The sequence below is a fragment of the Pseudacidovorax sp. NFM-22 genome (genome assembly GCF_021401245.1).
Classification (GTDB): Bacteria; Pseudomonadota; Gammaproteobacteria; order Burkholderiales; family Burkholderiaceae_C; genus Xenophilus.
In genome coordinates, this window is sequence record NZ_JACBFY010000005.1 from 326,690 (window position 1) to 340,377 (window position 13,688).

12 protein-coding genes are annotated in these 13,688 nt (G+C 68.5%); 9 read left to right on the forward strand and 3 right to left on the reverse strand.

From position 1 onward, the window contains the following. Positions 1-10: 10 nt before the first annotated feature. Positions 11-1,195 (reverse strand): CaiB/BaiF CoA transferase family protein, encoded by a 1,185-nt coding sequence (locus L0984_RS19105; RefSeq protein WP_234195418.1) that lies wholly within the window; start codon positions 1,193-1,195, stop codon positions 11-13. A gap of 93 nt (positions 1,196-1,288) precedes the next feature. On the opposite strand from L0984_RS19105, the gene L0984_RS19110 reads away from it, so the two are divergent. The 4 genes from L0984_RS19110 (at position 1,289) to L0984_RS19125 (ending at position 5,474) form a co-directional block, all read left to right on the forward strand. Next, positions 1,289-2,098, forward strand: coding sequence for a VOC family protein (locus L0984_RS19110; RefSeq protein ID WP_234195420.1), 810 nt, complete (start codon positions 1,289-1,291; stop codon positions 2,096-2,098). A gap of 59 nt (positions 2,099-2,157) precedes the next feature. After that, positions 2,158-3,354, forward strand: a complete 1,197-nt coding sequence (locus L0984_RS19115; RefSeq protein ID WP_234195422.1) for an acyl-CoA dehydrogenase family protein — start codon at positions 2,158-2,160, stop codon at positions 3,352-3,354. A 138-nt stretch (positions 3,355-3,492) separates the two neighbouring features. Beyond that, complete coding sequence (locus L0984_RS19120; protein WP_234195424.1) at positions 3,493-4,485, forward strand: Bug family tripartite tricarboxylate transporter substrate binding protein; 993 nt, start codon at positions 3,493-3,495, stop codon at positions 4,483-4,485. Between the two features lie 8 nt (positions 4,486-4,493). Beyond that, positions 4,494-5,474, forward strand: coding sequence for a D-2-hydroxyacid dehydrogenase family protein (locus L0984_RS19125; RefSeq protein ID WP_234195426.1), 981 nt, complete (start codon positions 4,494-4,496; stop codon positions 5,472-5,474). Between the two features lie 63 nt (positions 5,475-5,537). Here L0984_RS19125 and L0984_RS19130 read toward each other — a convergent pair whose 3' ends face one another. Further along, complete coding sequence (locus L0984_RS19130; RefSeq protein WP_234195427.1) at positions 5,538-6,059, reverse strand: AAA family ATPase; 522 nt, start codon at positions 6,057-6,059, stop codon at positions 5,538-5,540. Between the two features lie 993 nt (positions 6,060-7,052). On the opposite strand from L0984_RS19130, the gene L0984_RS19135 reads away from it, so the two are divergent. Together L0984_RS19135 and L0984_RS19140 are read left to right on the forward strand one after the other, a co-directional pair. After that, positions 7,053-7,517: a helix-turn-helix domain-containing protein gene (locus L0984_RS19135; protein WP_234195428.1), complete on the forward strand. Its 465-nt coding sequence runs from the start codon at positions 7,053-7,055 to the stop codon at positions 7,515-7,517. Continuing rightward, complete coding sequence (locus L0984_RS19140) at positions 7,518-8,093, forward strand: PIN domain-containing protein (RefSeq protein ID WP_234195429.1); 576 nt, start codon at positions 7,518-7,520, stop codon at positions 8,091-8,093. 338 nt (positions 8,094-8,431) lie between these two features. On the opposite strand, the gene L0984_RS19145 is transcribed toward L0984_RS19140, so the two are convergent. Beyond that, entirely contained in the window at positions 8,432-9,334 is a 903-nt protein-coding gene (locus L0984_RS19145; RefSeq protein ID WP_234195430.1) for a LysR family transcriptional regulator, read from the reverse strand. Positions 9,335-9,437: 103 nt separating this feature from the next. Between L0984_RS19145 and L0984_RS19150 the strand changes: the two genes are divergently transcribed. From L0984_RS19150 to L0984_RS19160, 3 genes are all read left to right on the forward strand, one after another. After that, a complete protein-coding gene (locus L0984_RS19150; RefSeq protein ID WP_234195433.1) occupies positions 9,438-10,451 on the forward strand; it encodes an aldo/keto reductase in 1,014 nt (337 codons plus the stop codon). A gap of 33 nt (positions 10,452-10,484) precedes the next feature. Next, on the forward strand, positions 10,485-11,732 hold the full coding sequence (locus tag L0984_RS19155) for an MFS transporter (protein WP_234195435.1): 1,248 nt from the start codon (positions 10,485-10,487) through the stop codon (positions 11,730-11,732). Positions 11,733-12,024: 292 nt separating this feature from the next. After that, positions 12,025-13,641 carry a GGDEF domain-containing protein gene (locus L0984_RS19160; protein WP_234195437.1) on the forward strand — a complete coding sequence of 539 codons (1,617 nt, stop codon included), beginning with the start codon at positions 12,025-12,027 and terminating at the stop codon, positions 13,639-13,641. The last annotated feature ends 47 nt before the right edge of the window (positions 13,642-13,688 follow it).

The following is a 13,688-nucleotide window of genomic DNA, read 5'->3' on the forward strand; positions in this document are numbered from 1 at the left end:
TCCTTCGTCGTCAAAGGGCTTCGGCCTGGCGCAGGGCGTCGACCTGCGCGGGGGTCCAGCCCAGCCACTGGCGCAGGACCTCGTCGTTGTGCGCGCCCACCTGCGGCAATGCGCTGCGCACGCTCAGGGGGGTGTCGGACAGGTGGATGGTCACGCCCTGCATCGGCACCTCGGTGCCGCCAAAGGGCAGGCGCACGATCGCGTCGCGATGGGCGAGCTGCGGGTTGTGCACCACTTCGTCGATGCGGGCGATCTTGGCGCAGGGCACGCCCTGCGCCTCCAGGCGCCGCACGATTTCGTCGGCCTCCAGACCGGCCATCCAGTCGGCCACCAGGCCCTCCACCGCATCGCGGTGGGCCAGGCGGCTGGCCATGGTGGCGAAGCGCGGGTCGTCGATGAGGCCGGGGCGCTCCATGGCGCGCAGCACACGGGGGAACATGTTGTCGTCCCCGCCCACCAGCAGCACATGGCGCCCGTCGCCGGTGGCGAAGGTGTTGGAGGGCGCGACGAAGCGGTCGCGGCTGCCGACGCGCGTCATCGTCGTGCCGAAGAGCAGCTGCTGCGGGATGGCCGTCATCAGCATCGACAGCGCGCTTTCGAGCAGCGACACGTCGACCAGCTGCCCACGGCCTGTGGCATGGCGCGCATTGAGCGCCGCCAGGATGCCCAGGGCCGCATACATGCCGGTGGTGTAGTCGCAGATGAAGGAGCCGATCATGGTGGGCGGCCCCTCGGACTGGCCGGTCATGTCCATCAGGCCGCTCATGGCCTGGGCCACGCCGTCGAAGCACTGCTTGTTCGCGAGCGGCCCGTCCTGCCCGAAGCCGGAGATGCGCGCCATGACCAGGCGCGGGTTGAGGGCGTGCACCGCCTCCCAGCCGAGGCCCATCTTCTCCATGGTGCCCGGGCGGAAGTTCTCGACCAGCACGTCGGCCTCGGCGATCAGCGCCCGCAGCGTGGCCAGGCCCTCTGGGTGGCGCAGGTCCAGCGCCAGGCTCTTCTTGTTGCGGTTGACGATGAAGGTGTAGAGGCTCTGGCCCTCCACGGCGGGCAAGGCCTGCCGCGCGTACTCGCCTTCGCCCGGCGGCTCGATCTTGACCACCTCGGCCCCCATGTCGCCCAGCATCATGGCGCAATAGGGCCCCGCGATGAAACGCGAGAGATCGAGGACGCGCAGGCCGGCCAGCGAGGTCATGGGGAAGTCTCCGTGTGGATGCGCGCCGCCGGCTTTCACCCGGTTCCGCGACGTGCTTTTTATCTGTTATAACAGATTTATCGGAGACAAAGAATGACCGTCCATCCTTTCACCCCCTCTGCCCTGCCCGCCTCGGCGCAGGCCACCTCCTTCCTGCGGCTGCGCCAGATCTGCCTGGTGGCCCATGCGCTCGATCCCGTGGTGGAAGACCTGTGCGCCGTGTTCGGCGTGGAGGTCTGCCACCGCGACCCCGAGGTCGGCCAGTTCGGGCTGCACAACGCGCTCATGCCCTTCGGCCAGCAGTTCATCGAGGTGGTCGCGCCGACCCGGGCCGACACGGCGGCCGGCCGCTACCTGGATCGGCGGGGCGGCGATGGCGGCTACATGGTGATCCTGGACACCGACGCCCTCCCGCGCTGGCGCACCCATGTGGCGGCCATCGGCGTGCGCGTGGCCGCGCCGCTGGCCCTGGGCGACTACGAAGGCATGCAGCTGCATCCGCGAGACACCGGCGGCGCCTTGCTGGAGCTCAACACCACCCTGGGCGGCGCTGCGCTCGACGGCCCCTATTGGCCGGCGGGGCCGCACTGGCAGACGCATGTGCGCACACAGCGGGTGACCGGCATCGCCGGCGCCGTGCTCCAGTCGGCCGAGCCGCAGACGCTGGCCCGCCGCTGGTCGCAGATCCTCCAGCGGCCGCTGGCGCAGGACCATCTGGCACTGGACAACGCCACGCTGCGCTTCGTTCAGGAGGACGACGACCGTGGCGAAGGCCTGGCCGCCCTGCTGCTGCACACGCGCGATGCCGCGGCCATCGAGGCCGCCGCCCGCGCGCGCGGCCTGCCCTGCCGCGAAGGCCAGGTCACGGTCGGCGGCGTGCAGTTCCATCTGCAGGCGGCCTGATCCACACGCCCGCACGCCCGCACGCCCGCCCGCCGCCCCGATCAACAAGGAGACATGCCATGGAACTCGAATTCACGCCCGAAGAGCGGGCCTTCGCCGACGAAGTGCGCGACTTCATCGCCGGCCACCTGCCGCCCGACATCGCCCAGCGCGTGGAGCACGACCTGCACCTGGAGCGCGACGACTACATGCGCTGGCAGCAGATCCTGGGCCGGCGCGGCTGGCATGCCTATACCTGGCCCGAGTCGCAGGGCGGGCCGGGCTGGAGCGTGATCCAGCGCTACCTGTTCGAGACCATCAGCGGGCAGATGAACTGCCCCACCATCCAGCCCTTCGGCCCGCGCATGGTCGGACCGGTCATCTACAACTTCGGCAATGCGCAGCAACAGGCGCAGCATCTGCCGGGCATCCGCGATTCGACCGTGTGGTGGTGCCAGGGCTATTCCGAGCCTGCGTCGGGCTCGGACCTCGCCTCGCTGGCGACGCGCGCCGACGATGCCGGCGACCACTACGTGGTCAACGGCCAGAAGATCTGGACCTCGTACGCGCACCATGCCGACTGGATGTTCTGCCTGGTGCGCACGCGGCGCGAAAGCCGCAAGCAGGAGGGCATCTCCTTCCTGCTGATCGACATGCGCACGCCGGGCATCGAGGTGCAGCCCATTCCGATGCTGGAAGGCACCCATTCCTTCAATGCGGTGTTCTTCACCGACGTGCGGGTGCCCAAGGCCAACCTGGTGGGCGAGGAAGGCCAGGGCTGGCGCTATGCCAAGTTCCTGCTCGAGCATGAGCGGGTCGAGAACTCGAACATCGGCTTTTCGACCTTTGCGCTGCGCCGCCTGCGGCGCATGGCCGCGGCGGTGCAGGACCGGGGGCGGCCGCTGGTGGAGCAGCCGCTGTTCCGCGCCAAGCTCGCGCGCACCGAAGCCCAGCTCAAGGCGCTGGAGATGACCACGCTGCGGGCGCTGTCGAGCATGGGCAGCGGCAGCTCGCCCGGTGCCGGGCTGGCGTCTGCCCTCAAGATCCGCGGCACCGAGATCGGCCAGAGCCTGACCGAACTGCTCTTCGAGGCGGCCGGCCCGCTCGGGCAGCGGCTGGACCCGGCCCTGGCCCACGGCAGGGGCGACCTGGCCGGCCTGGATGCCAGCCTGCGCGGCGCCCCGGCCAACTACTTCTGGCGACGCGCCATGTCGATCTACGGCGGCAGCAACGAGATCCAGCGCAACATCGTGGCCAAGCAGGTGCTGGGGCTCTGAGCGCCGGGCGCCGGTGGCGGCCTGCCCCGGCGCCGTTCCAGCAGGTGGAACATCGGTCTTTGCGGGGGGCGTGGGCTGGCCTAAGCTGCCTCCCATTCACGAGCCGGTCATGCAACCGGCTCGGCCCGGAGACATTCGATGACCCCCACTGCCACCTCCCTTCGGCTTCGCCGCCGCGCGCTTCTTCAGGCCGCCGCCCTCGGCGCCGTGTTGCCCAACGCCTGGGCCCAGGGCGCCTTCCCGAACAAGCCTGCGCGCATCGTCGTGCCCTTCGCGGCCGGCGGGCCCACGGACCTGATGGCCCGGGCCATCGCCAAGGCCATGGGCCAGTCCACGGGCCAGCCCTTCATCGTCGACAACAAGCCCGGCGGCGGCGGCGTGATCGGCATGAGCGAGATCGGGCGTAACCCCGCGGACGGCTACACGCTGGTGATGCCCTCGATCCTGGCGGTGACCAACCCGGCGCTGATGCCGAACTACCCCTTCGACACCCTGAAGGACTTCAGCCCCGTCACCATCGTCGGCTTCATTCCCCATGCCCTGGTCGTCAAGCCCGACTTTCCGGCCGCCGACCTGCAGGCGCTGGTGAAGATGGGCAAGCAGAACCCCAACAGCCTCTCGTACGCGTCGTCGGGCATCGGCACCTCGGCCCACCTGGCGGGCGCCCTGTTCGCGCAGCGCGCAGGCATCCAGGCCACGCACGTGCCCTACCGCGGCGCCGGCCCAGCCGTGCAGGACCTGCTGGGCGGCCGCGTGCAGTTCATGTTCCTGGACATGAGCACCGCCCTCGGGCAGATCCAGGCCGGCAAGCTGCGCGCGCTGGCCGTGGCGCCGGCCAAGCGCTTCGAAGGTCTGCCGCAGGTGCCCACGGTGGCTGAGCAGGGCTACCCCGGCTTCGACGTGCATGGCTGGTACGGGCTGCTGCTCAAGGCCGGCACGCCGGCGCCGGTGATCGATGCGCTGTACCGGGAGGTGAAGGCCGCCCTCTCGGACCCCGAGCTGCGGGCCATGTTCCGCGCGCAGGGCATCGAGCCCGGCGGCATGCCGCCTGCCGAATACGGCGAGGTCATCCGCAAGGACCTGGTGCAATGGCGCAAGACCATTGCCGAACTCGGCATCAAGCTCGACTGAAGGACGCCATGCGGATTGCGATTCCCGACGACTACCAGGACTGCGTGCGCGGGCTGGCCTGCTTTGGCAAGCTCGCGGGGCACGAGGTCACCGTCTTCCACGACACCCTGCACGACCCCGTGGCGCTGGCCGAACGGCTGCAGGACTTCGACGCGGTGGTGCTCACGCGCGAACGCACGCGCATCGGCGCGGAGGTGCTCGCGCGGCTGCCGCGGCTGCGCCTGATCAGCCAGACCGGCAAGGTGGCCGCCCATGTGGACCTGGCGGCCTGCACCGCGCACGGCGTGGCCGTGGCCGACGGCCGCGGCTCCGGCGCGGCGACGGCCGAGCTGACCTGGGCACTGCTGCTGGCCAGCCGGCGGCACCTGGTGGACGAGGCCAACCGGCTGCGCGCCGGCCAGTGGCAGGGCCACCTGGGCCAGCAGCTCTTCGGCCAGCGGCTGGGCATCTGGAGCTATGGCCGCATCGGCAGCCAAGTCGCCCGCTACGGCCGTGCCTTCGGCATGCAGGTGTGGGTGTGGGGCCGCGAGGCCTCCACCGCGGCGGCACGCGCCGACGGCTTCGACGTGGCGCCATCGCGCGAGGCCTTCTTTGCCGAGAGCGATGCGATCTGCCTGCATGTGCGGCTGGTGCCGCAGACGCAGGGCCTGGTCACGCGCGCCGACCTGGCCCGCATGAAGCCCAGTGCCGTGCTGGTCAACACCAGCCGCTCCGAGCTGATCGAGGACGGCGCCCTGGTCGACGCCCTGCGCGCCGGCCGCCCGGGCTTTGCCGCCGTGGACGTCTTCGACCAGGACCTGGAGCCACTGCAGGGTGGGCATCCGCTGCTGGCGCTGCCCAATGCCCTGTGCACCCCGCACATCGGCTATGTGGAGCGCGACAACTTCGAGCACTACTTCGGCACGGCCTTCGACAACATCGTGGCCTTTGCGCAGGGGCAGCCGCGCAACATCGTCAATCCGGAAGTGCTGGGGGCGCGGCCGGACTGAACGCGCCGGATCGAGCCCAGGCGCCCCACTCTGCAGGGCCGCACGCCCGGATGCGTGGCGTGCTCAGTTGTGGCGGATGACGTCGAAGCCTTCGTCCGCCGTCGGTGCCACGAAATGGCGGGAGATCTGCTCGAACTCGGCATCGCTCGTTTCGAAGGGATGATCGCCGGCCGCATTGCGGGCGCGAAGACGTGCCTTGCAGACCTCGTCGGGCACGTCCAGAAGGTGCAGGGCATGGGCGGCGCCCGCCCGCTCGTACACGCCGCGCATCCAGGCCCGGGTGGCGACCGTATTGGCGGGAAAGTCGAGCACCACCGACACGCCGGTGCGCAGCAGGGCTTCGATGTGACCGCTCATGGCATCGCGCAGGCGGCCCGCGCAGCGCACATAGTCGGCGAGCGCGTGGATCTCGTTGGGATAGAGCTGCGACAGCCAGTCGTCCTCGCTGATGCGCACGGTGTGGGGCGCCGCGGCCAGGCGCTGCGTCAGCGTCGACTTGCCCGAGCCGATCTTGCCGCAGACCAGGTGCAGCGTGGCGATGAAAGAAGGTGCATCCGAAGGGGAAGGCACTGGCGGCGGGTTCATTTCGATCTCCTGTGACGGGGGCCCGGGAGACAGAAAAAAACCCGCCTCACCGGGCGGGTTGCGGATGGCGACCTGGGCCGCGCGCTAACCCACCCACCCTGGGATGGGGCGAATGATGGAGGGGATGCGCGGGGTGGTCATGGTGGGGCAGCTTAACAGCGGCCATGGCATGTGCCCACGGTTCACGTCGCAGCGCTCGCGGAAGCGAGCGCTCTTCCGGAAGCGCTCCGCGACAGCTTGCCGGAACCCGCTGGATCTCGCCAAGGCCGTGCTGCTCGATAGCATGAGCGCTCCGGCCACAGGTGCGGCCAAGGATGAATGGGGCATTGCTTTCGGCAAAACCCAGCTTCTGCGGCGCAAACAGGTTGGCCAACGCGAAGCTCGGCTTCTGACCGAGAGAACGGTATGCAAGGAGGAGGGGAACCAGCAAGCCAGCCCCCGACCGCCTCTTGCCCAAGGGCAAGCGGAGCGCGCAGGCCATCGCACCACGGTGGCGGGAGGCGTGAAGGATCGAAGCCGGGAGGCCGGGGCGCCATCGTTGGTCGGCCCGGGGCGAAGCCCGCAAAGCCGGACGGCAGGAACTGCCTGCACGCGCAGGCTTGGCAAGCCATCCGATCACACACCTTGCAGAGGCCGCCTCGGGTGCGAGCGATAGGTCGGAACTTTCTGCCGCCGACGGGTAGCAAGGTAGGTCCCGTCCGCACCGTAATCCCCGAACTCCAGCACGCCGGCCCCGCCGAGACGCCCTTGAGCACCGTGGCCGGGTTGTGCTGCTCACCGCGCTTCGCGACTTCCAGCGCGTGACCGAAGAATCGGCGCGCGGGAACGGGGAGGTCCAGCAGATCTTTCTCGCTGCTGTCTCCAGCCATCGCAGCAGCCGTTCGATGGTTGTCGCCTGGGTCTCTCGCTAGCACCCAAGCCGTTTCGAATAGTGCGAATGGTGCGTATATTTCGATTTAAACTCGACGACGTCGCTCGTAGAAAGGATGCACCATGACTCAGATACTCGACCCCGCTACTGAAATGGAGGCGGAAATGGCGGGTGCTGCGACAGCATGTCTCGTGGCGGCCTTGGATCATTCCAAGTCGAAGGCCGTCAAAGTGACGATCGAAATCGATGAGGAAACAGGCGGCGAAGCGCCCGTTTTGCTTGTGCCTCCGCGCGCCCTGCGCTTCTTTGCCGACGTGTTGCGTCAGATGGCCAAGCGTGAGCCGATGATGCTGGTCCCACAGAAGCTGGAGCTCACGACGCAGCAGGCCGCGGCGCTCCTCAATGTGTCCCGCCCCTTTGTCATCCGGGAGATCGAAGCGGGCCGGTTGAAGTGTCGGCTGATCAACCGCCATCGCCGCATCGAGTTCGAGGAGTTGATGCGATACAAGGAGGAGCAAAAGCAACGGTCCGCGGGCGCCCTCAAACAACTCAACGACCTCTCTCAAGAGATGGGCGAGGAGCTGTGAGTGGCAGGGAGCGCGCGGTACACGGCGGTACTCGACGCCAACGTGCTGTACCCGGCGTTGCTGCGCGATGTGCTCCTGAGCTTGGCCAACGCCGATCTCTACAGTGCCAAGTGGTCTGCCCACATCCGAGACGAATGGACGCGCAGTTTGCTGCGGGACCGGCCCGGCATGGACCACAAGGTCGCGGCGGCGGCGCACGCCATGGAGGAGGCCATTCCAGATTGCCTGGTTTCGGGCTACGAACACCTGATCGCGGGGCTCGAACTTCCAGACCCTGACGACCGCCATGTGCTGGCGGCTGCGATTGCAGGTCACGCGGACGCCATCGTGACGTGGAACGGGAAGGACTTCCCCAACGAAATCCTGGACCCATTCGGCATTGAGGTCCAGACGCCAGACGAATTCGTGCTCAATCAACTGATGCTCGAGAAAATGACCGCGCTTGCCGCACTCAAGCGCATGCGCGAGCGCTGGGCAAGGCCACAGTACGACGCCGCGGCCTTGATCGCCCTCTTTGAAAAGCGCGGCCTGCCTCAGACTGCCGCGCACCTGCGAGATGTGGTGGCACTGATCTAGGTTGCAGCTCGGGTGGCCGCGCTGGCAGTTGTCCCACTTAGCCCGTGGATCGGCACTGCGGTACCTGTGCGACCAGGTCAATGGGTGCGACAGCGTCGCACCTTTCTCGCCCAGGCCAGGGTAGGCCAAGTGGAACTGGGGAAGCGAAGGAGGTCACTGCGGCTGAAACTCTAGCCGTGGCGCAGGCCCAGATCGGCCGCCAGGGTGTCGATGAGGGCCTTGCCGTACTAGGCGCGCACCTGGCAGGCCTGCTCGACCTCGACGATATGGCGGCCCCATTGCCGTCCCCGCCCGAATCTTGATAGGGTCCTTGTGCCGGAGCGTGCAAGCGCAGCCGTTCAAGATCCCAGCGCACTCGCCACGTCGGCGACTAGGGCTCGCAGCCAGACGTGCGCCGGATCCTGTCGATAGCGCACATGCCATGCCATGTGCAGCGGAAAGCGCCCGAGGTCGACCGGCGCGGGCAGCACCTTGAGGCGCACGTCCCGGGTCAGGCGTTGGCAGATGAGCTGCGGCAGCGTGGCGCAGTAATCGGTCGTCGCAATGATCTCGGGAATGGCGGAGAAGTGCGTCACCGAAGCCACCACCTCGCGCTTGACGCCTTGCCTGTCCATCGCCTGGAAAAGCCCCGAGCGCAGGCGGCCGGGCGGAAGCACGTTGACGTGCTTCAGGCGCTCGAACTGCGCCTTGCTGATTCGTTGCCCGACCATCGGATGGTCCGCGCGCACCACGCAGGCTAGCCCATCGTCCGCGATGTGCTGCACCACCAGGTTGTCGGGCGCATCCTCGATTCGGCCGAGGACCAGCGCGGTGGTACCCGATGTGACGCCCGTCTCGGTCAGGTCGGTCCCGAAAGGCAGCGTGCGCAGCCGGATGCCAGGCGCCACCGTGCTCAGGCGGGCAACCAGCGCGGGCACCAGCACGAGTTCGACGTAGCTGTTTGGCGCGATCGTGAAGACCTGGTCGGCCTTCGACGGGTCGAAGGCACGCTGACCGAGAACCACCGTATCCACCGCGGCCAGTGCCTGCGCCAGCGCTGGCGCCAAGAGCTCCGCCTTCGGGGTCGGCCGCATGCCGTAGCGCTCGCGGATGAAGAGAGGGTCCTGCAGCAAGGTGCGCAGCCGCGCCAGGGCATTCGAGAGCGCCGCCTGCGTGACCCCCAGGCGGCTCGCAGCGCGGGTCACGCTGCGCTCTTCCATGAGCGCCACGAAGATCGGCAGCAGGTTGAGGTCGTATCGCATGCAGATCTATTGTCAACGCTAAATCTGATGTTCAGGAAATAAACTGGATGAATTGATTCGCGTCGACCACCATTCGCTCATCCCCCAACCTCAGGAGAGCGATATGACCCTCAAGACCCTCATCCCCGGCCGCCTGGGCTTCGGCACCGCCCCGCTGGGCAACATGTTCCGCGCCATTCCCGAAGCCGAAGCACGAGCCACCGTGGACGCCGCCTGGCAGGATGGCATCCGCTTCTTCGACACGGCGCCTTTCTACGGCGCCGGCCTTGCCGAAGCCCGCCTGGGCGAAGCGCTGCAGGGCCGCAACCGCGACAGTTATGTGCTGGGCACGAAGGTCGGCCGACTGATCCTGGACGAGGTCGAGGACGTCGACGCCCGCGACCTGGGCGAGAAGGGCGACGTGTTCCGCCATGGCCGGGCCAATCGCATCGTCAACGACTACTCCGAAGACGCCACGCTGCGCTCCATCGAGGACAGCCTGCAGCGCCTGAAGACCGATCGGCTGGACATCATCTGGGTGCACGACGTGGCGCAGGACTTCTACGGCGACGAGTGGCTGGGCGTGTTCGAGACGGCACGCAAGGGCGCGTTCAAGGCGCTGGACCGGCTGCGCGACGAGGGCGTGATCGGCGCCTGGGGCCTGGGTGTGAACCGGGTCGAACCCATCGAACTGCTGCTCGATCTGAAGGGCCCGCGGCCTGATGGCTTCTTGCTCGCCGGCCGCTACACGCTGCTGGATCACACGCGGGCTCTGCAGCGGGTGATGCCGCGGGTGGCCGCCGATGGCCTGGGCATCGTGGTCGGCGGGCCGTACAGCTCAGGCGCACTGGTCGGTGGCCCGAACTTCGAATACGCGCCCGTCACGCCCGCGATCCTGAGCCGCGTGCAGGCGATCAAGGCCATCGCCGACCGCTACGGCGTGACGATGAAGGCCCTGGGTCTGCAGTTCTCGCTGGCCCATCCGGCGGTTGCTGCCGTGATCCCGGGGGCCAGCCGCCCCGAGCGAATCGCCGAGGACCGCGCCGCCCTGCAAGCGCCAGTGCCGGTGGACGTCTGGCGCGAACTGCGTCAAGCCGGCCTGGTCCATGCGGACGCGCCGCTGCCGAACGGCGTTTGAAGCTACTCATCAACGAACACTTGGAGAACCGTGATGCTCATGCAAGCCAACGAACCTCTGGGCACCCCGACGAAAGCGGATTTCAAGGCCGCCGACCAGACGCGCCGCAAGAATCTGACGTTGCTGGCGCTGGCCCTCGGCACCTTTTCCATCGGCACGTCGGAATTCGCCAGCATGGGTCTGCTGCAACAGTTTTCCGCCGGGCTGTCGCTGGACCTGGCGGAAGCCACCCACGCCATCGAGGCCTACGCCCTGGGTGTGGTGCTGGGCGGCCCCGCCGTCACGATCCTGGCCGCCAGGCTGAACCGCAGGCAGTTGCTGCTGGCCCTGATGGCGGTGTTCGTGTTGGGCAACGTGCTGTCTGCCGTGGCTGCCGGGCTGGGCAGCTTCATGCTGGCACGCTTCATCAGCGGCATTCCGCAAGGAGCGTACTTCGGCGCCGGTGCCGTGGTGGCGTCCTACATCGTCGGCCCCGGCCAGGGCGGCCGGGCATTTGCGACAGTGATGGCGGGCCTGACCGTCGCCACCATCTTCGGGTCGCCGCTGGCCACGCTGATGGGGCAGACCCTGGGCTGGCGCAATGCCTACTTGGCAGTCGCTGCACTCGGCCTTCTGTCGCTGCTGGCTTTGTGGACCTGGGTGCCACGCAGCAGAGCGCTGGATGGCGGCCCCGTGCTGCAGGAGCTTCGCGCGTTGAACCAGCCCGCTGTGTGGGCCATGGTGGCGGTGGCGGCTCTTGGGGTGGCCAGCATCTTCGCTGTCTATACCTTCATCGGACCCTTCGTCACCGACGGTTCGAAGCTGGGCGAGCGCTGGACGCCGGTCGCGCTGGGCCTGTTCGGTGTGGGCATGACTGCAGGCAACGCGCTGGGCGGGTGGCTGGCGGATCGGCATCCCTCGCGCGGTCTGGTGGCTGGTTTCGGCAGCGCGCTCGTGGCCCTGGCCTTGCTGGCCACCGGAGGCCAGAGCGCAGGCGTCCTCATGGCCGGCCTGTTTGCTGTCGGCGCGACGATGATGATGGCCATCCCCGCCATCCAGGTCCGACTTACCCAGGCCGCACCGAACGCGCCGACCCTGATGGGCGCGATGAACCTGGCAGCGCTCAACGTTGCCAATGCCATCGGCGCGTGGGCGGGCAGCCAGGCCATCGCTCAGGGCCACGGCCTGCTGTCGGCCGCATGGGCTGGCTTCGGGCTCACGCTGGCCGGACTGCTGTTGTTCCTGGGCGTTCTACGCGAGTCCCGCCGGCCTACTCGGATCCTGGACCTCGAACTGCTCTGAGGCGCTCTTCTTGCCAGCCGGTACCCACGTGGGTACCGGCGCTGCGATCAAAGACCGGCTCCTGCTGGCGCCGGCAGAGCGCTCACCGGACTTCCACACGGTGTGGTCACACCTGTCAAGCCCGCCGCCCTGCCCTGCATGTTCCGCGGACCGCCCGATACCATACCGTCCGGACCCGCTACCAGAGGGTGCACGCCTTGAAGCTGGACTTCCCGTCCGATCAGCCACGCCCGTCCCTCCAGGCTCGGCCCCGCGGCTTGCCACGCGCCCCGCTTCGACAAGGCCGCGCGCCATGACCCGCCACACCATCCTCGGCGACTCCGACGACACCCCGGACGGCGCCCTGGCGGCTGCGTACGCCGCCCTGGACAAGGGCCAAGTCCATGAGGCCTACGACCTCGCCGCGGCCGCGCTGTCCGTGGCGAACGGCGACAACCTCCGGCTCGAGGCCCGCGCGCTGGCCTGCCTCGCGCATTGCGACCGCATCCATTCGCGCCTGCGCCGCGCGAGCGGCACCAGCCGCAGGGCGGCGCAGCTTTTCGAACAGCTGGCCGACGCGCAGGGCGAGGCCAACGCGCTGACCACGCTCGCGCATGTCTGCATGCTGCTCGGTCGCAACGACGAAGCGGTCGAGGCGGCGCTGCTGAGCGTGGCCTTGTGCAAGACCAAGCAGCCGCAGCCGCCTGCCGTGCTGGCGTTGAACTGCCTGGGCCTGGCCTACTCCTGGGGCGGCGACCACCGGCGCGGCGGTGCCGCGCTGGAACTGGCCGTCGAAACCGCGCGACGCTGCGAGCCCGCCGTCAGCACCTTCCAGCCACGCATCAATCAGGTGTGGGTCGAGGCGTCTCGCCTGATCGATGAGCGCTTCCATACGGGCACGATGAACAGCCTGGCGCGCCTGGCGGCCTTGGTGGCGGAATGCCGCGCGCTGGAGCGCGCCGGCAGTGGGTCCGCACTGTTGCCGGGGCTGCAGCCCTTCAGGGCGGTGATTGCGCCGGCTTCGTGCGCCCTTCTCGCGACGTGGCAAGGGGACACGCGCCTGGCCCAGTCCGAGTTCGAGGCCGCCCGGCGTGCGCTGGGCAAGACGGTCACCTGGCTCGATGCCTTCGTGCGATGGTGTGCCGCCGAAATGGCCTGGGCATGGCAGGACTGGGCGGCCACGCAGCACGAACTGGAAGCGATGCGGGACCTGGCCTTGAGCGTCGAGCATGAACAACTGGCCTGCCGTGCGCATCTGCTGCTGATCCAGGTCTTCGAACGCCAGGGTCGCCACGCCGATGCGCTGCGCGAGAGCCGCACCCTCCGGCGCCGCGAGCAGGGCGTCATCGCGGACAGCCTGAGCCACCGGGAAGCGCTGGTGTCCTGGCGCCTCGGTGCACGGCAGAGCGAGCGGCACCTGCAGCAGGCGCTGATGGCCTCCAGGCAGTTCGAGCGCTGGTCGCTGGAGGATGCGCTGACGGGCATCGCCAATCGGCGGCATCTCGAGCACGTCCTGGGCGAGGAGCTTCGCCTGCACGCCTCCTCCGGGCAACCGCTGTCCGTGGCGCTGCTCGACATCGACCAGTTCAAGTCGATCAACGACCGCTTCACCCATCAGGTGGGTGATCGTGTGCTGAAGACGGTGGCCGGCATCATGTCATCGCAACTGCGCGAATGCGACCTGGCGGCTCGATGGGCGGGCGATGAGTTTGTCATCGTGTTCGGCAACGCCACGGTCGACACGGCGGCGCAGGTGTGCGAGCGCGTCCGGTTCGCCATCACGTCCTTCGATTGGGAGTCGATCGCTGCAGGGCTGCGTGTGTCGGTGAGCATCGGCCTGGCCGAGGCCATCCATGGGGACACCGCCGCATCCCTTCTGCATCGCAGCGACACGTCGATGTACCGGGTCAAGCCGCGCTCCGGTGCCTAGGGATGCGCTTCACGGATGCGCGCGCCAGGCCGCGGTTACATGGATGG

Excerpts from the sequence above, each read along its gene's own strand:
- L0984_RS19160 (WP_234195437.1), top strand. The coding sequence starts at position 12,025 with ATGACCCGCCACACCATCCTCGGCGACTCCGACGACACCCCGGACGGC.
- L0984_RS19125 (WP_234195426.1), top strand. The coding sequence starts at position 4,494 with ATGCGGATTGCGATTCCCGACGACTACCAGGACTGCGTGCGCGGGCTG.
- L0984_RS19115 (WP_234195422.1), top strand. The coding sequence starts at position 2,158 with ATGGAACTCGAATTCACGCCCGAAGAGCGGGCCTTCGCCGACGAAGTG.
- L0984_RS19105 (WP_234195418.1), bottom strand. The coding sequence starts at position 1,195 with ATGACCTCGCTGGCCGGCCTGCGCGTCCTCGATCTCTCGCGTTTCATC.
- L0984_RS19150 (WP_234195433.1), top strand. The coding sequence starts at position 9,438 with ATGACCCTCAAGACCCTCATCCCCGGCCGCCTGGGCTTCGGCACCGCC.
- L0984_RS19135 (WP_234195428.1), top strand. The coding sequence starts at position 7,053 with ATGACTCAGATACTCGACCCCGCTACTGAAATGGAGGCGGAAATGGCG.
- L0984_RS19110 (WP_234195420.1), top strand. The coding sequence starts at position 1,289 with ATGACCGTCCATCCTTTCACCCCCTCTGCCCTGCCCGCCTCGGCGCAG.
- L0984_RS19145 (WP_234195430.1), bottom strand. The coding sequence starts at position 9,334 with ATGCGATACGACCTCAACCTGCTGCCGATCTTCGTGGCGCTCATGGAA.
- L0984_RS19155 (WP_234195435.1), top strand. The coding sequence starts at position 10,485 with ATGCTCATGCAAGCCAACGAACCTCTGGGCACCCCGACGAAAGCGGAT.
- L0984_RS19120 (WP_234195424.1), top strand. The coding sequence starts at position 3,493 with ATGACCCCCACTGCCACCTCCCTTCGGCTTCGCCGCCGCGCGCTTCTT.
- L0984_RS19130 (WP_234195427.1), bottom strand. The coding sequence starts at position 6,059 with ATGAACCCGCCGCCAGTGCCTTCCCCTTCGGATGCACCTTCTTTCATC.